Origin of the sequence: Streptomyces sp. NPDC007808 (assembly GCF_042868655.1) — a bacterium.
Taxonomy (GTDB): Bacteria; Actinomycetota; Actinomycetes; order Streptomycetales; family Streptomycetaceae; genus Streptomyces.
In genome coordinates this window covers 559,078-576,621 of the sequence record NZ_JBIAEQ010000005.1, presented here as the reverse complement: position 1 = coordinate 576,621, position 17,544 = coordinate 559,078, and the positions used below count along the sequence as shown (strand labels likewise).

Below are 17,544 nucleotides of genomic sequence, written 5' to 3'. Positions count from 1 at the left end.
GCTCTTCGGCGGGCCTGCGGTCGCCGTCAGGAAGGCGACGGGCCGCGCGGGGCCTCCCGGAGGGTGCGGGCCGGTGGAGGGGGAAGGGTGGCGCAGCGGCGCACTCCGTTCGGTGGCAGAGCCCGTTACTGGTTCGACAGCACGCTGGCCCGCGGTGCTCCCGCTCTCGTCGGCTGGATGGCGTTGCTGTGTCTGGCCATCGTCGTCCCGGCCAGTGCGGTGCTGGTGTGGACCGACCCCGACGCGCCGGCGGCCCTGACGGACCGGCTGGCGGAGGTATGGCATCTCACCGGGGAGACACTGCGGCTGGGCGGTGCCACGGGGGCGCCGTTGCGAGTGACGATGTCGGTGCTGCTCGCACTGGTCGCCCTGCTGTACGTCTCGACGCTCGTCGGCCTGATCACGACGGCGCTCACGGAGCGGCTCACCGAGTTGCGACGGGGCCGTTCCACCGTGCTCGAACAAGGGCACGCCGTGGTCCTGGGGTGGTCGGAGCAGGTCTTCACGGTGGTGAGTGAACTGGTGGCCGCCAACGCCAACCAGCGACGCGCGGCGGTGGTCGTCCTGGCCGACCGGGACAAGACCGCCATGGAGGAGGCCCTGAGCACGAAGGTCGGCCCCCTCGGCGGTACGCGGCTGATCTGCCGCAGTGGTCCCACCACCGACCCGGCCGTGCTCACCCTGACCAGCCCGGCCACGGCCGGTGTCGTGCTGGTCCTGCCCCAGGACGAGCCGGACGCCGACGCCGAGGTGGTCAAGACGCTGCTGGCGCTCCGGGCAGCCCTGGCCGGGGAGGAGACCCATCCGCCCGTCGTCGCCGCCGTCCGGGACGACCGCTACCGCCTGGCCGCCGGTCTCGCCGCCGGGCCGGGCGGCATCGTCCTGGAGAGCGACACCGTCACGGCCCGGCTGATCGTCCAGGCCGCCCGCCGGCCCGGGCTCTCCCTCGTCCACCAGGAACTGCTGGACTTCGCCGGCGACGAGTTCTACCTGATCGCCGAGCCGGCCCTGGCAGGCCGGCCGTTCGGCGACGCGCTGCTGTCGTACCCGACGTCGTGCGTGGTCGGGATGATGCGCGAAGGCACCCCCTTGCTCAACCCGCCGGCGCAGACGCCCATCGCCCCCGACGACGTGCTCATCGTCATCTCCCGCGACGACGACACGGCCTGGCTCGACGACTGCGCGGAGTTGGTCGAGAAGGCGGTGATGGCATCCGGCCCTTCGACGCCCGCGCGGCCGGAGCGGGTTCTCCTGCTGGGCTGGAATCGCCGAGCGCCGCTCATAGTCGACCAGTTGCGCCGCCGCGTCAGGCCCGGATCAGCCGTCGATGTGGTGGCTGACGGTCGTGAAGCGACGGTTCGGCAGGTGAGCGAGGCCGACACGCACAGCGGCACCGACCTGACCCTGACCCTGCACCACGGGGACATCACCCGTCCCGAGACCCTGAAGCGTCTGGACGTGCACTCCTACGACAGCGTGATCGTGCTCGGCCAGGACCCCGCTCCCGGACAGCGGCAGGACGAACCCGACAACCGCACGCTCGTCACCCTGCTGCTTCTGCGTCAACTGGAGGAAGCCACCGGGCGTGAACTGCCGGTCGTCACCGAACTGATCGACGACCGCAACCGGGCGCTGGCCCCCATCAGCCCCGGAGCCGACGTGATCATCAGTGGCAAGCTCATCGGCTTGCTCATGGCACAGATCTCCCAGAACCGGAACCTGGCGGCGGTGTTCGAGGAACTGTTCTCCGCCGACGGCACGGGGGTTCGCCTGATGCCCGCGACGGACTACGTGCTGCCGGGGTGCGAGACCTCCTTCGCCACGGTCGTGGCCGCGGCACGTCACCGCGGCGAATGCGCCATCGGTTACCGAAGCCACGACGACTCCTCGACGAGTCCCGGCCACGGCGTGCGGATCAACCCGCCCAAGGCCGAGCGCCGCCGCTGGTCGGTCCAGGACGCGGTGGTCGTCGTCGGCAAGGACTGACGGAAGGCCCCGGCAGGAACGTGCCCCGTGCCGGGGCGGCGAGGAGAAGTGTGAGCGCCTCGCCGCCCCGCACGGCTGCCCTCAGCCCTTGACGGCGGAGCTGGCGACACCTTGGACGAACCAGCGCTGGAAGAAGGCGAAGACGACCAGAACCGGCAGGACCAGCAGGACGCCGAAGGCCAGGATCTGCCCCCAGTCAGGGGGCTGCTGCCCCTGGAAGACGCTCATCTCCAGGGGGAGGGGGCGCACCGACGGGTCGGACACCATCAGCACCGGCCACAGGAAGGAACCCCACTGGATGAGGAAGGTGAGGATGGCGACCGAGGCGAACACCGGCCTGGACATCGGCACGATGATCGCGAAGAAGGTGCGCCAGGGGCCCGCGCCGTCCAGCCGGGCCGCCTCCTCGATGCTCGGCGGGATCTTCCTGAAGAACGTGTGGAACTGGTAGATCGCAAAGGCGTTGGCGATGAACGGCAGGGCCTGGATGAGCAGGGTGTTGCGCTGGCCGTTGAACATGTAGAACAGCGGCACCGCCACCGACTCGAACGGGATCAGCATCAGCAGCAGGACGAGGGTGAACACCGCGTTCTGCCCCCGCCACTTCAGCCGCGTCAGCCCGTACGCCGCCATCGAGTTGACGATCAGCCCGCCCGTCACGACCACGAACGACAGCAGCACCGACACACCCATGAACTGCCAGAAGTACCCGGTGCTGTCCGAGTTCAGGCTGTCGAGCACGGCGGCGTAGTTGTCGAAGGAGAGATGGGTGGGAAGGAAGCCGGACAGGCCGTTCAGCACCTCGTCGGACGGCTTGAGACTGCCGAGAAAGAGGTAGAGCGCGGGCAGGGCGAAGACGAACGCCAGGACGCTCAGGACGGTGTAGTCGAGGACGCGGCGTACGGGCGTACGGGTCAGGGCCATGGGTCAGTCAGTCCTCGTTGTCGGGCCGGACGAGGCGGCGCTGGACGATCGTCAGAGCGATCACGATCAGGAAGAACACCACCGTGACGGCCGAGGCCTGGCCGATGTTGTTCTGGTCGAAGGCCGTGGTGACGGCCTGGTACATCACCGTGCGGGTGGCGTCCTCGTCCAGGCCGCCACCGCGGATGAGGATGTACACCTGGTCGAAGACCCGGAAGGACAGCACCGAGGTCAGCATCGCGACGAACACCAGGGTGCCGCGGATGCCGGGCAGGGTGACGTGCCGGAACTGCTGCCAGCGCGAGGCCCGGTCCAGCTCGGACGCCTCGTAGAGCTCGCCCGGGATCTGCTGGAGGCCGGCCAGCAGGATGACCATCTGGAAGCCGACGCCCTGCCACACCGACAGCACGATGATCGAGCCCATCGCGGTGATGCCGTCGCCGAGCCAGTCGAAGGCGCCCCAGTTGCCGAACGTCACCGCGTCCAGCGCGGAGTTGAGCATGCCCTGCTCGCTGCGGGCGAGGATCAGCCGCCAGATCACGGCGACGAGCGCCATCGGGAAGACCACCGGCATGAAGAAGAAGGACCGGAACAGGCCGATGGCCTTCAGCTTGCGGTTGAGCAGGATCGCCAGCGCCAGCGCCAGACCCGTCTGCAGCGGTACGACGACCGCGGCGAAGGTCAGGTTGTTCAGCAGCGCCCGCAGGAACGGGCCGGACAGGTCGGGGTCGGTGAACAGCCGCCGGTAGTGCTCCACGCCGAAGAAGGCGGGTTCCAGCGGGGAACCGAGGCGGACGTTGTAGAAGGAGAGCACGACGGCGTAGCCGAACGGGATGCCGACGAATGCGATCAGCCCGCCGACGGCCGGGGCGGACATCAGCAGCCCGTGCAGCCACTCGCGGCTGCCGCGCCGGTGACGCGAGGGCTTGGCGGAGGGCGCGGCCGAGGCGGCCTGTGCCGGGCCTGGGGCGGCCGTGGCGTGTGCGGGTTCCACGGTTTTCACGGGGAGGTCCTCTTCCCGGCGGGGCGGGCGCGGTCGGTCACGTCGCTGCGCAGCCACGTGACCGACGGCCCGCCCCGGCCGATGCGTCCTGCGGGTTACGGGATCTCGTAGCCGGCGTTGTCGGTGAAGTCCCGGTCGATGGCGCGAGCGGCCTTCTGCAGGGCTTCCTCGGGGTCGGCGCCGCCGTAGATCGAGTTCAGCGCCGTGCTGAACTTGGCGGTGACCGTGGGGTATCCGGCGGTCACCGGGCGGGTGACGGCGACGCACGAGGCGCTGATGTCACTGTCGCCGCACGGCTTGGCCAGCTGGTCGGCGAAGAGCTGGAGCGGGCCGCCCTTCTTGTACAGCTCGCTCTTGGCGAGTGCCGACCTGGTGGCGGGCACCGCGCCGTTGGCCTTCGTCATCGCGCCGACGTTGGTGTCGTTCAGCAGGTAGTCCAGGAAGGCGCCCGCCGCCTTGCCGTTCTTGCTGTCGGCGCCGATGCCCCAGGCCCACGAGCCCTGGCCCGCCTTGGGGCCGTTGCCGAAGTCCGGCAGCGGCAGGACGACGAGGTCGTCACCGAGGGCCTCGCTGTAGGCGGGGTACATCCAGTGGCCCACCCAGCTCAGCGCCACCTTGCCCTTGGCGAAGGCGTTGCCGTCGGTGTTGGGGTCGACGTACGGCTTCCAGGACTGGAAGGTCTTCATCGCGGAGACGACCTTCGGGCTGTCGATGACGCCCTCCGCCTTGCCGTCCTTGACCAGGCCGCCGCCGGCCGACCAGACGATCGGGGAGAAGCCGAAGGTGCCCCACTCGGAGGCCAGTCCGTACTGCTCCGATATGTCGAGGACCTTGCCGTCGGAGTCCTTGCCCTTCAGCGCCCCCAGGACCTTGCCGAACTCCTCGGCGGTCCAGGCGTCGTCCACGCTCTTCGGGTACTTCACGCCGGCCGCGTCCAGCAGCTTCTTGTTGGCGTACATGCCGAGTCCGGCGTCGAACATGCCCAGGCCGTAGTGCTTGCCGTCGATCTCGCCCTGCGCCTTGATCGCGTCGGTGGCGTTGGCGAGGGTCTTGGCGGAGACGTGGCCGTCGACCGGGGCGAGCTTGCTGTTGTAGACGAAGTTCGCCATCGTCGGGCCGTCGAACTCCATCACGTCCGGCAGCTCGGAGGCGTCGGTGGTGGTGATGGTCTTCGTGTAGTCCTTCTCGGGGATGAGCTTCAGCTCGGCCTTGACGTCCTTCTGCGAGGAGTTGAAGGACTTCACCGCGTTCTGCAGCGCGGTCGCCTCGCTCGCCTGGCCCTGGTGGGCCCAGACGCTGATGGTGCCCTTGCCGCTGCCCTCCTCGGCGGAGGTGTCACCGGTGCCGCTGCCGCCGCCGCAGGCGGCCAGCGCGGCCAGGGGCAGCAGGGCGAGGGCGGTCAGGCCCGTACGGCGGTGTCGTCCGGGTGCGTAGGTCATGGTGGTGCCTTCCGAGCGGTGTGCGGTGGATGCGCGGGCGGTGGAGCGGGGGCGGAACGGCCCTGTGGGAGCGGGCGGTTGACGAGGCGGGCGGACTACCGCTGCCGACGGCTGTGCGGCGGGGCGGTGGTCTCCCGGAGGACGAAGCGGATGGGCATCTCGACGGGCCGGCCCGGCCCGGCGTCCGGGTCGTCCAGCTGCGCCAGCAGCAGCCGGGCCGCCTCCCGGCCCTGGGCCGCGACCGGCTGGGCCACGGTGGTCAGCCCGACGACCTCGGACAGCTCGTGATCGTCGAAGCCGACGACGGACACGTCGTCCGGCACCCTCAGCCGGTGGCGGCGCAGGGCGCGCAGGGCGCCCATCGCCATCTCGTCGGACTGGGCGAACACGGCGGTCGGCGGGTGGCGCAGTGCCAGCAGCTCGGTCATCGCCCGCTCGCCGCCCTCGACGGTGTAGCCGCCGTCCGCCTCCAGGGCGGAGTCGGGCTCGATCCCGGCGTCCGCCAGCACGTCCAGGTAGCCCTGGCGGCGGTCCAGAGGCGTGGTCCAGTGCAGCGGCTCGCTCGCCCCGGAGATCATGCCGACCCGACGGTGGCCGAGGTTCACCAGGTGCCGGACGGCGCTCTGCGCCCCGCCCCGGTCGTCGATGCCGACCACGGTGAAGCCGGGCCGGGCGCCGCCGACCGTGGTGGCGAGCGGCACGTCCAGGGAGCGCAGGGCCGCGGCCTCCTCCGGGTCCGGGATCAGCAGGGACAGCACGGCGTCCACCCGCTTGCGGATCGGCAGCTTGGTGAAGAAGCGCTTGCGTGCCTCCGGTGATCCGAGGTTGTAGAGCAGGACGTCGTAACCGGCGGCGCTGAAGACCTTCTCGGCCGCGTCCAGCACGGTGCCGAAGAACCAGCGGCCGACGTACGGCACGACGACGCCGATGGTGTACGTGCGCCCGCTGGCCAGGCTGGACGCCGAGCGCGAGGCGGTGTAGCCCAGCTCGGCGGCGGCAGCGACGATCCGGGCGCGCATCTCCTCCGACACTCCGGGACGGCCGCGCAGGGCGCGGGACACGGTGGACGCCGAGACCCCGGTGGCCTCGGCGACATCGGTGATGCTGACCGTCACGGGACGCTCCTTGATCGGGTGCACGCCTCGTGGCCGGGGTCCGGCAGCACGTCGGCGTGAGGGGGAGTGACGAGACCGTAAACCCGCCCACCCTGTTGCGCAAGCGTTTGCGTTCAGATTTACTTCGGCTGACTCCCGGAGGAACTCCCACCAGCTAGAGAACAGCGCACACGTTTGAGTGCTGCTGTCGGCAGACAGGACCTGTCCATGCGATACGCGCCACCCGGCCTCTGCGTGAACGACTTCGACCTCCTGCGCCACGCGGACGGCACCTACACCGTGCTGCATCTGCAGGGCCCCTGGACGGCCGAGTTCGACCACCTGCGCATGGAGACCTCCTACGGCCGGGCCACCTCCACCGACCTGGTCCACTGGGAGCCGCAGGGCACCGCCTTCGGCAACGGCCTGCCGGGCCGCTTCGACCAGCAGGCGGTGTGGACCATGCACGCCTTCCCGCACGACCTCGGCATGGCGATGCTCTACACCGCCGTCTCAGGACTCACCCCCGGCGGCTGGCCCCTGCAGTCGGTCGGTCTGGCGTACTCCGAGCGCACCGACGGCACCGGTTGGCGCCGCCACGGCTCGGGACCGGTGGTCGAGGCCGACCCGCGCTGGTACCGCACAAACGAACGCATGGGCTGGCGCGACCCCTTCGTGGTGCGCGACGACGAGTCCGACGGCTGGGTCATGGTGATCTGCGCCGCCGACGCCGCCCTGCCCGTCGACGTCAGCGGCTGCGTGGCCTGGGCCACTTCCGACGACCTGGAGCACTGGACCGTCCACCCGCCGCTCATCTCCCCCGGCGACGTCGACGAACTGGAGTGCCCGGTCCTGGAACGCCTCGACGACGGCAGCTGGCTGCTGCTCGGCTCCATCGGCGCCACCCGGGGCTTCGAGGCGTGGACCGCCCCCCGCCTGCGTGGCCCGTGGACCCGTCGCGGCCCGCTCGGGCCGACAGGCGCGTACGCTCCGCGCGTCGTCGCCGCCCCCGACGGCTCCCGCGTCGTCCTGCACACCACCCCGCGCCGCGTCGGCCTCACCGACACCGGCGACCGCTGCCGCGGCATGCTCGCCCAGCCGAAGACGCTGGTCACGCGGCCGGGCGAGGCGCCCCGCCTGGAATGGTGGCCGGGCCTGGACACCTGGCTGGAGGAGCCGACCGGCGGTCCCGAACTGCACGCTGTCGGCGACATCGGCGTCAGCGGCCGCGTCGAGGTGGTTCTGCGCGCCGAGGATCCGGACGGCGACCGCGCCGCCCTCACCGTGGCCTGCGACGGCAAGGACCTACGGGTCACCGGGCCCGGCGGACGGGTGCTGGCGCGGACCGATCTGCCGAGACCCCCCGGCGCGCTGCGCATCCTCACGGTCGGCGAGTACGTCGAGGTCTACGCCGACGACACGTTCGCGCTGACGGCTCTGAGCTATTCAGGTCGGCCCGTCTCCTGGACGGCGGTCACCGGCAACGGTGCCGCCCCGGTCCCGGTCCGCCCGGTCCGCCTGCCCGACCCCCGCCGGGACGACGCCTCCGCCGTGTGGCCCGGCCCGACGGCAGCCACCGCGGCCACCCCTGCCGGCCTGCGGTGAGATCGGGGGCCGCAGGTCGTCGCGGGAGCGGCCGAAGGCAGTCGCGCCGCGACCACGGTCAGGCGCACCTCGCTGTGGTGACCACCATGAGCAGGTGAGGTCCTTTTGCCGGGGCGGCGCGCGGACGACCGCTGCTCCGCCGCTCCCGCAGGGTGCTCGGACACCGTCTCCTTCGGCGAGTCCGTGGGACGGGGTGAGGCTGCGGGCGGTGGTGGGGAGTCCGTGGGACGGGGTGAGGCTGGGGGCGGTGGTGGGGAGTCCGTGGGACGGGGTGAGGCTGCGGGCGGTGGTGGGGAGTCCGTGGGACGGGGTGAGGCTGTGGGTGATGGCGCGGAGTCCGTGGGACGGGATGAGGCTGCGCGTGATGGCGGTAAGTCCGCGGGACGTCGTGAGGCTGCGGGTGATGGCGGTGAAGGCCGGGAAGCGGTCGGCGGCCCTGCGCCCACAGCGGCGGTGCGCGCGGCGTCAGCCGCCGAGCCAGGACATGGTGCGCTCGGTCGGCCACCTTGTTCTGGCCACCAGCGAGGCACGCGGTTTCTCACACGTGCTCAGTCAGCGGGTTCTCCGCCACCGGTTCCGCCACCAGCGGCCGGAGGGGTGCGTGGCCGCAGCCGTTCCCCTTGCGGCCCGAACATGATCAGATACTCGACCGGTCCGTCGGATCCGGCGTTCGCGAGTCCGTGCGGGATGCGGGTGTCGAACTCGGCGACCTCCCCGGCAGCCAGGACGAGGTCCTGGTCACCGAGTGCGAGCCACAACCGCCCGTACAGGACGCACAGCCACTCGTAGCCCTCGTGGGACATCTGCCGGGGCCGCCCGGACGGCCCCTCGACGGCAGGCAGGACATGCTTGTGGGCGTGCAGGCCGCCGACGTAGCGGGTCAGCGGCACCACCGCCTTGCCGTCGCCGAAGCTGCGCGGCGCCGTGCCGCGGGGCCGGGCCGCAGGAGCGGGTGCGGTACCGACCAGTTCGTCCAGCAACACTCCGTACTCCTTTGCCAGTTGCAGCACCACCTCCAGGGTGGGCTTGCGCCGGCCGGTCTCGATCCGCGAGAGCGTACTGGGCGAGATGCCGGTCGCGCGGCTGACACCGGCGAGTGTGAGGCCACGGCGCTCGCGCACGGCCCGCAGCCGGGGCCCCGTCGCAGCCAGCGTCCGGGCCACGTCGTCCCCTGCCACCGTCCCTGTTCCTCCCCGTCGAGCCGCTTCACCACGCCGGCCTGCAAGCTTGCCAGAATGGCAACGCTGATCGCGCCGAGTGGCCGCCGCACCGCATGATCGACGGGTGCCGCCCGCCGCCCGCGAGCAGAGGAGAAGTCCCCCATGCGATCCGAGCCGACCGCAGTACTCCGCCACCGGACCGTCGAGGCCCCCGCCGGGCGCCTGCACCTGGTCGAGCAGGGGACCGGCCCGCTGGTCCTGCTGGTGCACGGCTTTCCCGAGTCCTGGTACTCCTGGCGCCGCCAACTCCCGGCCCTCGCCGCGGCCGGATACCGGACAGTGGCGATCGGCGTACGCGGCTACGGCCGCTCCTCCAAGCCCGCCGCGACCGAGGCCTACCGCATGCTCGACCTGGTGGAGGACAACGTCGCCGTCGTGCGCGCCCTCGGCGAGGAGAGCGCGGTGGTCGTCGGCCACGACTGGGGCTCCGGCATCGCCTCCGCCTCCGCCCTCCTCCACCCCGAAGTCTTCCGCGCTGTCGGCTTGCTGAGCGTCCCGTACGCGCCGCCCGGCGGCCCCCGCCCCACCGAGATCCTCGGCCGGATCGGCGGCCCCGAGCAGGAGTTCTACGTCTCCTACTTCCAGGAGCCCGGCCGCGCCGAGGCGGAGATCGAGCCCGATGTCCGGGGCTGGCTCGCAGGCTTCTACGCGGCCCTGTCCGCCGACACCATGCCGGCCGAGGGCGAACCCGACCCGCACTTCGTCGCCCCAGGCCGTGAACTGCGCGACCGTTTCCCCGCCGGCCCGCTGCCGGCCTGGTTGAGCGAGGAGGACCTCGACGTCTACGCCGGGGAGTTCGAGCGCACCGGCCTGACCGGCGCCCTCAACCGCTACCGCAACATGGACCGCGACTGGGAAGACCTCGCCCCTCACCGCGGAGCCCCGATCAAGCAGCCGTCCCTGTTCATCGGCGGCGCCCTGGACGCCTCCACCACCTGGATGTCGGACGCCATCGACGCCTACCCCACCACCCTCCCCGCCCTGTCCGCATCCCACCTGCTGGACGGCTGCGGCCACTGGATCCAGCAGGAACGCCCCGACGAGGTCAACGGGCTGCTGACCGACTGGCTCGGAAGAAGTACGTGATGGCGAGCGTGAACGCCGCGATCCCCGCCCCGAACAACGAGTTGGTGGCCGCCACTGCCCCTGCGGCGCGGTGAGTTGCACGGCCACCAGGGCAGGGCCCAGCACCTGTCCGAGGCCCGCGCCCAGGCGCAGCAGGGAGCCGTTGAGCAGCCACAGGGCGCCATGAGAAGCGATGTTCCTCACAATCGTCGGCCGGGACGTGCCCGTGTAGAGTGAAGACCGCCCTTGACCTGCACAAAGCAGGCAGGGAGCCGTCTTCCAGGAGTCCAGATGCTGCGTACTCTGTTCAAGTCCAAGATCCACCGCGCCACCGTCACCCAGGCCGACCTGCACTATGTGGGATCCGTGACCATCGACGCGGACCTTCTCGACGCCGCCGACCTGCTGCCCGGCGAGCTGGTCCACATCGTCGACATCACCAACGGCGCCCGTCTGGAGACGTACGTCATCGAGGGCGAACGCGGCTCGGGGGTCGTCGGCATCAACGGTGCCGCCGCCCATCTCGTGCACCCCGGTGACCTGGTGATCATCATCAGCTACGCTCAGATGACCGATGCCGAGGCGCGGGAGTACGAGCCGCGGGTCGTGCACGTGGACGGTGCCAACCGCATCGTGGCCCTGGGCGCCGACCCGTCCGAGCCGGTGCCCGGCTCCGACCAGGAGCGCAGCCCGCAAGCGGTGCCGGTGGCCTGACAGCGGCCGCTCGGCCCGGACGGACAACGGACCAGGAGCGTGCCATGAGCAGCGAGACGAAGATCCGCGACGACCGGCCGGCCGGCCGCCTGGAAGCAGTCCAGGAAGGCGAAGTGGTCGGCCACATCGAGTACTTCGTCCTCGAAGCGCCGGCACGCGCCCTGGTCCCGGTCCACACCATCGTGGAACCGGCCCACGAGGGGCAGGGCATCGCCGGGTCTCTGGCACGTGAGCTGTACGGCACGGCGGCGCGCGAAGGGGCCGTCGTGGCGCCGTTGTGCCCGTACGTCGCCAAGTGGGCCGAGCGTCACCCCGACGAGGCCCCCGTAGTGGCCCCCGCAGTGCTGGAGGCCGCGAAGGACTGGCTGCGGGCCCATCCCGGCCGCTTCTGACGCCGGCCTGCTGCGCACCTCGCCCCTGCACGTCCCTGTCTCCGACGCACTGCGCGACTTGATCCACCCGGGCCTGGAACTACGGCACTTCGTCGACGATGAGCTGCTGGGCCGCGCCCGCGGCGAGGGGGGGCGAAGGACATCCGCGAAACCCTGCGCCGGGCCGTCGCCGAGGGCGCGGGCCGTGTTGTGCACGTGCTCGACCGTCGATGGTGTCGCGGAGGCGGCCGCCCCCGCGACAGGGGTGCCGGTGCTGCTGGGTCGACCGCCCGATGGCGGCGGCCGTGGCCGCGGGGCCCGGGGCGTCATCGGGTCCGGCCGTGAACCTGGTCGAGGAGGAGGCGCGCACGGCGCCGGGCGTGCCGTCGACGTACGGACCCGCCCGGGGGGCGTTTCGAGGCGGGTAGCACGGAGGGCTGCGCCTGGCTGGTGGCACCTGACGACGACCTCGATCCCGGTCCTGGCCGGCCCACGCCCGGGGCCGGCGGCAGGCGCGGAGGCGGTACGGGGCGGATGAGCCGGGGGAGCGGCGAGTGTCGGGAGTGACGGTGAACTCGTGTCCCGTCTCCCACGGTTCCGCCCCGGATGACCCACCTGGCCGCCCGCATTGACGCCGGGTGAGTGACTGGTGGCTCGGCCCTCGGGTACGCGGGGGAGTAGTCCAGAGCCGACGTGACCCATGGGCTGGAGGATGCCATGACGAACCCGTACCCGGACCCTGTCCATCCGGGGCCGACCCCGGGCCCGGAGCCGGTCCCGCCCCCGGAGCCCGGACCGACCCCCGAACCGCCGCCCCCGCCGGGGCCGCCCCCGCCGTCGCCGCCGGGCCCCACACCGCCGCCGAACCCGACACCCCCGAGCCCGACCCCGCCCCCGGGCCCCTCCCCGTCCCCGATCCCGCCGGGACCGGAGCCGGTGCCGAACCCGGAGCCGGGTCCGCCGCTGTCCTGACACCGACGGGGCTCAGCAGGGCGGCAGACTGTCGTGGCGCGTGTACACGTACACCGAGGTGTCGGCCTAGCTGCCGCCCCCGGTGGCACGCGGCAGCTAGGCCGACACCTCGGACCGGTCCCCGCCCCACAGCGTGTGGAACGACCCGTCCCGGTCGGTGCGCCGGTAGGTGTGCGCCCCGAAGTAGTCCCGCTGCCCCTGGGTGAGGGCCGCGGGCAGCCGCTCGGCACGCAGGGCGTCGTAGTACGCGAGGGCCGCCGCGAAGCCCGGCGTCGGCACGCCCTGCCGCGTCGCCGCGATCAGCACCTCGCGCCAGTCGTCCTGTGCGGCCGCGATCTCCTGCGCGAACGTCTCGTCCGCGAGCAGGCTCGGCAGGTCGGGCCGGGCGTCGTACGCGGCGCGGATGCGGTCGAGGAACGCGGCGCGGATGATGCAGCCGCCGCGCCAGATGGCCGAGACGGCGCCCAGGTCGATGTCCCAGTCGTACTCGGCGCGCGCCGCGTCGATCTCGTGGAAGCCCTGCGTGTACGACACGATCTTCGAGGCGTACAGCGCCTGCTCGACGCGGTCGGCGAAGGCCGCGGCCTCCGCCTCGCTCAGCGGCGTCGCCTTCGGACCGGCCAGCCCGCGCGAGGCCTCGCGCAGCTCGGCGTGCCCGGACAGCGAGCGGGCGAAGACCGCCTCCGCGATCCCGGAGACCGGCACGCCGAGGTCCAGCGCGATCTGCACGGTCCACCGGCCCGTGCCCTTCTGCTCGGCCTGGTCGACCACCACGTCCACGAACGGCTTGCCCGTCGCCGCGTCCACGTGGGACAGCACCTCGGCCGTGATCTCGATCAGGTAGGAGTCGAGACGGCCGGTGTTCCAGGTCCGGAAGATCTCCGCGATCTGCGCGGGCTCGTACCCGGCGACGTCGCGCAGCAGCTGGTACGCCTCGCCGATGAGCTGCATGTCGGCGTACTCGATACCGTTGTGCACCATCTTCACGAAGTGCCCGGCGCCGTCCGGTCCCACATGGGTCACGCAGGGGGCGCCGTCCGCCGCCTTCGCCGAGATCTTCTCCAGCATCGGGCCCAGTGAGTCGTACGACTCCTTCGGGCCACCGGGCATGATGCTCGGCCCGTGCAGCGCGCCCTCCTCACCGCCGGAGACGCCCATGCCGACGAAGTGGATGCCCTGCTCGCGCAGCTCACGCTCGCGGCGCCGGGTGTCCGCGAAGTGCGCGTTGCCACCGTCGATGATCATGTCGCCGGGCTCCAGCAGCGGCGCGAACTCCTGGATCACCGCGTCGGTCGGCTCACCGGCCTTGACCATGATGACCAGCCGCCGCGGTCGCTCCAGCGCCGCCACGAACTCCTTCGCGGTCTCGGCCGCGACGAACTCGCCCTCGCTCCCGAACTCCTCCACCAGCGCGCGCATCCGCGCCGGGGTCCGGTTGTGCACCGCGACCGTGTAGCCGTTGCGGGCGAAGTTGCGGGCGAGGTTGCGGCCCATGACCGCCAGACCCGTGACGCCGATCTGCGCCGAAGTGCTCATGCGTTGGCTCCTAGTGACCTCGATATATCAGCGGTGCCGGTCATGCCCGCCAGTGTTGCCCCATCGTCCATCCTGACGTGCTGGTATTCCGGCCGCACACCCGGGGTGGCGCGATGTCGCGCAGGCAGATACGCACGGAAGGCCCCCTCGCACTCAGCGGTACCGGCGTGCCGGACAACATGCGCCGGTCCCTCGCCACTTGGCGTGAACAGGCGGCTGAATTGCCGTCTTGTCATGGCCTGTTCGCGGCGCTTACTTTTGCCCCTTCTGACGCATGTCAATGGGGGGCTCCGACATGGCCGTACGCGGCCGGCACCGCCGGTACCAGCCGAACAGGATCAACCGCGCCTCACTCACCGTCACCGCGGGCGGCGCCGGAATGGCGCTGCCGTTCATCGGCACCGGCGCCGCGCAAGCGGCCGACCTGGACACCTGGAACAAGGTCGCCGCATGCGAGTCGACCAGCAGGTGGGACGTCAACACCGGGAACGGCTACTACGGCGGGCTGCAGTTCGCCCAGTCGACGTGGGAGGCCTACGGCGGCACCGAGTACGCCGCGCGCGCCGACCTGGCCACCAAGGACCAGCAGATCGCCGTGGCGGAGAAGGTGCTGGACGGGCAGGGGCCCGACGCCTGGCCGGTGTGCTCGGTACGGGCCGGGCTGACCCGAGGCGGGGACACGCCGGACATCCACCCCGCCGGCACCACCACGAAGCCGACGAAGAAGACGAAGACCTCGATCAAGGACGTCCAGCCGCAGACCACACCCCAGTCCCGTGCGGGCAAGGCCGAGATGTACACCGTGGTCCACGGCGACACCCTCTCCGGGATCGCCGAGACGCAGCGGGTCAAGGGCGGTTGGCGGGGCCTGTACGCCGCCAACCGGAAGGCCATCGGCACGGACCCCGATCTGATCCTGCCGGGCCAGCGGCTCGCGGTGCGCGGCAAGGCGGTGACCACGGCGGACGAGGCGCCGCCGCGGACGGCCGAACCCAAGTCGCCGCCCCGCAAGGCCGCGCCGGAACGGCAGACGGGGAAGCCGGAACGGCGGACGGAGAAGAAGGAGCAGGCCGCCTCGACCGGCCGTTCCCTCGTCGCCCCGGTCAGCTCCGCCGCCGGCACCCCCTACCGCAAGGCCGGTCCCAACTGGTCGAAGGGCTACCACACGGGCGTCGACTTCCCGGTCCCGACCGGTACGTCGGTGCAGTCCGTCGGAGCGGGCAAGGTGGTCAGCGCCGGATGGGGCGGCTCCTTCGGCTACGAGGTGGTGATCCGGCACTCCGACGGCCGCTACAGCCAGTACGCGCATCTTTCGGCCATCTCCGTGAAGACCGGGCAGTCGGTCGGGGCCGGCCAGCGCATCGGCCGCTCCGGGTCCACCGGCAACAGCACGGGCCCGCATCTGCACTTCGAGGTGCGGACGGGGCCCGGCTTCGGGGCGGACATCGACCCGGTGGCGTACCTGCGCGCAGGCGGCGTCAGGATTTGACGCGGATGCGATGCCGGTCGAGGACCGGGGTCGGGACGTACGGCCCGCCGTAGTAGGGGCCGTAGAGGTTCGCCGGCTCCGCCTCGGCGGGCAGCGGCCGCCGCTCCTCGTACGCGCCCTCCGCGACCCGGGCGGGTGTGAGGATGTCCTCGATGCTGTCCGGGACGACGACCTCCTCGCGGGGCGTCGTCACGGCCGGCCGGGGAAGGCCGGGGAGCAGCTCCGGCGCACGCGCCTCGGCCAGGGCCGCCACGGCGTCGGTGCCGGGCACGGCCTCCACGGCCTCCGCCTCCGTGCGGGCGATCCGCTCCGTCGTCAGCAGGATCAGGCCACCCGCCGCGACCACGCCGCAGCCGAGGGCGAGCACGGTGCCCGTGGTGCCGTACCGGAAGGTCTCGCCGAACATCGTGATGCCGACCGCGGCCGCCACCACCGGGTTCACGACCGTCAGCGTGGCCAGCGGCGCCGCGAGCCCCGCGCCCCGGTAGGCGGCCTGCGACAGCAGCAGACCGCCCGTGGCGAAGACGCCTATCGTGCCGAGCGCCGGCAGGTCGGCCGCCGACACCCCGCCGTTCCAGTCGACGGCGACGATCTTCGTGAACACCGAGGACATGCCGAAGGCTATGCCGGAGCCCGTCGCGAGCAGCATGCTGCGCACCGCCGGATGCCGGTGCGCGGCCCTTCCCGCGACCATCAGGGCCACGACCATGCCGCCGGTCACCAGGGCCACTCCCACACGCTGCGCCGTGTCCAGGGACTGCGACTCGGAGGAGCCGACCAGCGACAGCAGACCGGCGAGACCCACGGTCGCCATGATCGCGCCCCGCCAGGCCGTCGAGCCGGCCTTGCGCCCCACGAACAGCGCCGCCATCGGCAGCGCGAACACGATCGTCAGAGCACCGAGCGGCTGCACCAGACTCAAGGGCCCGAAGGCCAGCGCCACCACATGCAGCAGACCGCCCAGACCGTTCAGCGCGATCGCCGCCCACCAGCCCGGCCGGCGCATCGGCGCGAACTGCTGCCCCGGCGAGGACACCGCGACACGCTCCTGCACGATCGCCCCGCCGGCGTAGGCGACGGCGGAGACGAACGACAGGAGCACGGACAACGCGAGGGCACTCATGAGCTGCTCCTCTGCGTGGAGCGGGGGCGGTGACCCCGGCGCGGCGAACGGTCGGCTCTCATGACCAACACGATGCCGCGAAAAGGTCTTCCCGTCGTCGTACCAGAGCACGCACTGTGTCGTACTGCCGATGGAGTACGGCGACGGCCACCTCATCCCCAAGGCTGGTGCCCCCTGGGGGAGACCCCCAGGTGAAAACCCCGACGGGCCTTGGTACTACTGCTCTTCGTGGATCTCGACCCCGACCTCGCCGCTCTCCGCCCGCTCGGAGGCTTCTTCGTGCTGCGCACCGCGGAGGAAGCGTTCCGGCCGCTGCCGACCCTGGCGCAGGCGTACGGGAGCCGGCCGTCGGACGCACCCGGCGACGCCCTGGCGTTCCGCGTCCGGAAGGTCGCGCACGCCCTGCGCGCCCCCGAGACGCGCGTCGCCGCCTCGGTGGCCCAGCAGGGGCTCGCGGCCCGCCTGTGGTCCATCACGCTCGGCTGCGCGGCCCTCTACGGCCGCGTCCCCGACCTCGACCCGCGCCTGCTCCACTGGGACCCCGACGCCGGCGCCCCCGACGACCTCCGGCTCACCGCGGTGCGGCCACTGCCGGCCGACCCCGCCACCCTCGCCCGGGTCGTCCTGCACGGCCATCTCGAACCACTGGCCGCCGCCCTGCACACCCGCCACCGGGTCGCCCCCGGTCTGCTGCGGGGCAACGCCGCCTCCGCGCTGGCGGGCGCCGCCCGGCAGCTCGACCAGTGGGCCCGTGCGCACGGCCGTACCGAAACGGCGGACCGGACCCGTGCCCTGACCGCGGAACTCCTCGGCCATCCCCTCCTCGCCGGCACCGGCACCCTCACCGAAACCGCCTTCCGGCGCCGCAGCTGCTGCCTCTACTACCGGGTGCCGGGCGGCGGCGTGTGCGGTGACTGTTGCTTCACGCGACCCCCGCGCTCTTCCGTACACGCCCCGTCTGAGTGACCATGAAAGGGCAACCAGCCGCTGAGAACAGGGGGTT

The 17,544-nt window shown here is 72.0% G+C and carries 14 protein-coding genes; 7 read left to right on the top strand and 7 right to left on the bottom strand.

Features of this window, described 5'->3' with window-relative positions:
* Positions 1–87 precede the first annotated feature (87 nt).
* Positions 88–1,986 carry an NAD-binding lipoprotein gene (locus ACFYNL_RS21820; protein WP_388806027.1) on the top strand — a complete coding sequence of 633 codons (1,899 nt, stop codon included), beginning with the start codon at positions 88–90 and terminating at the stop codon, positions 1,984–1,986.
* Positions 1,987–2,067: 81 nt separating this feature from the next.
* On the opposite strand, the gene ACFYNL_RS21815 is transcribed toward ACFYNL_RS21820, so the two are convergent.
* From ACFYNL_RS21815 to ACFYNL_RS21800, 4 genes are all read right to left on the bottom strand, one after another.
* Positions 2,068–2,910, bottom strand: a complete 843-nt coding sequence (locus ACFYNL_RS21815) for a carbohydrate ABC transporter permease (protein ID WP_388806026.1) — start codon at positions 2,908–2,910, stop codon at positions 2,068–2,070.
* Between the two features lie 7 nt (positions 2,911–2,917).
* Positions 2,918–3,913, bottom strand: coding sequence for a carbohydrate ABC transporter permease (locus tag ACFYNL_RS21810; protein WP_388806024.1), 996 nt, complete (start codon positions 3,911–3,913; stop codon positions 2,918–2,920).
* 95 nt (positions 3,914–4,008) lie between these two features.
* Complete coding sequence (locus ACFYNL_RS21805; protein WP_388806022.1) at positions 4,009–5,352, bottom strand: ABC transporter substrate-binding protein; 1,344 nt, start codon at positions 5,350–5,352, stop codon at positions 4,009–4,011.
* Positions 5,353–5,447: 95 nt separating this feature from the next.
* Positions 5,448–6,467 (bottom strand): LacI family DNA-binding transcriptional regulator, encoded by a 1,020-nt coding sequence (locus ACFYNL_RS21800; protein ID WP_388806020.1) that lies wholly within the window; start codon positions 6,465–6,467, stop codon positions 5,448–5,450.
* 207 nt (positions 6,468–6,674) lie between these two features.
* Between ACFYNL_RS21800 and ACFYNL_RS21795 the strand changes: the two genes are divergently transcribed.
* Positions 6,675–8,051, top strand: coding sequence for a mucin-1 (locus ACFYNL_RS21795; protein ID WP_388806019.1), 1,377 nt, complete (start codon positions 6,675–6,677; stop codon positions 8,049–8,051).
* A gap of 548 nt (positions 8,052–8,599) precedes the next feature.
* Here ACFYNL_RS21795 and ACFYNL_RS21790 read toward each other — a convergent pair.
* Complete coding sequence (locus ACFYNL_RS21790; RefSeq protein WP_388806017.1) at positions 8,600–9,229, bottom strand: helix-turn-helix domain-containing protein; 630 nt, start codon at positions 9,227–9,229, stop codon at positions 8,600–8,602.
* 144 nt (positions 9,230–9,373) lie between these two features.
* Here ACFYNL_RS21790 and ACFYNL_RS21785 point away from each other — a divergent pair, with 144 nt between their 5' ends.
* The 3 genes from ACFYNL_RS21785 (at position 9,374) to ACFYNL_RS21775 (ending at position 11,442) form a co-directional block, all read left to right on the top strand.
* Entirely contained in the window at positions 9,374–10,357 is a 984-nt protein-coding gene (locus tag ACFYNL_RS21785; RefSeq protein WP_388806015.1) for an alpha/beta fold hydrolase, read from the top strand.
* Positions 10,358–10,627: 270 nt separating this feature from the next.
* On the top strand, positions 10,628–11,050 hold the full coding sequence (gene panD / locus ACFYNL_RS21780; protein WP_388806013.1) for an aspartate 1-decarboxylase: 423 nt from the start codon (positions 10,628–10,630) through the stop codon (positions 11,048–11,050).
* A gap of 44 nt (positions 11,051–11,094) precedes the next feature.
* Complete coding sequence (locus ACFYNL_RS21775) at positions 11,095–11,442, top strand: GNAT family N-acetyltransferase (protein ID WP_388806011.1); 348 nt, start codon at positions 11,095–11,097, stop codon at positions 11,440–11,442.
* A 1,047-nt stretch (positions 11,443–12,489) separates the two neighbouring features.
* Here the strand turns inward: ACFYNL_RS21775 and gndA are convergent.
* Positions 12,490–13,929, bottom strand: coding sequence for an NADP-dependent phosphogluconate dehydrogenase (gene gndA / locus ACFYNL_RS21770; protein WP_388806009.1), 1,440 nt, complete (start codon positions 13,927–13,929; stop codon positions 12,490–12,492).
* 295 nt (positions 13,930–14,224) lie between these two features.
* Here gndA and ACFYNL_RS21765 point away from each other — a divergent pair, with 295 nt between their 5' ends.
* Positions 14,225–15,418 (top strand): transglycosylase family protein, encoded by a 1,194-nt coding sequence (locus ACFYNL_RS21765; protein ID WP_388806007.1) that lies wholly within the window; start codon positions 14,225–14,227, stop codon positions 15,416–15,418.
* On the opposite strand, the gene ACFYNL_RS21760 is transcribed toward ACFYNL_RS21765, so the two are convergent.
* Positions 15,408–16,541, bottom strand: a complete 1,134-nt coding sequence (locus tag ACFYNL_RS21760) for a DMT family transporter (RefSeq protein ID WP_388806005.1) — start codon at positions 16,539–16,541, stop codon at positions 15,408–15,410. The two genes, ACFYNL_RS21765 and ACFYNL_RS21760, sit on opposite strands and share 11 nt — an antisense overlap.
* Before the next feature lie 210 nt (positions 16,542–16,751).
* Here ACFYNL_RS21760 and ACFYNL_RS21755 point away from each other — a divergent pair, with 210 nt between their 5' ends.
* Positions 16,752–17,507: a (2Fe-2S)-binding protein gene (locus ACFYNL_RS21755; RefSeq protein WP_388806003.1), complete on the top strand. Its 756-nt coding sequence runs from the start codon at positions 16,752–16,754 to the stop codon at positions 17,505–17,507.
* Positions 17,508–17,544 lie beyond the last annotated feature (37 nt).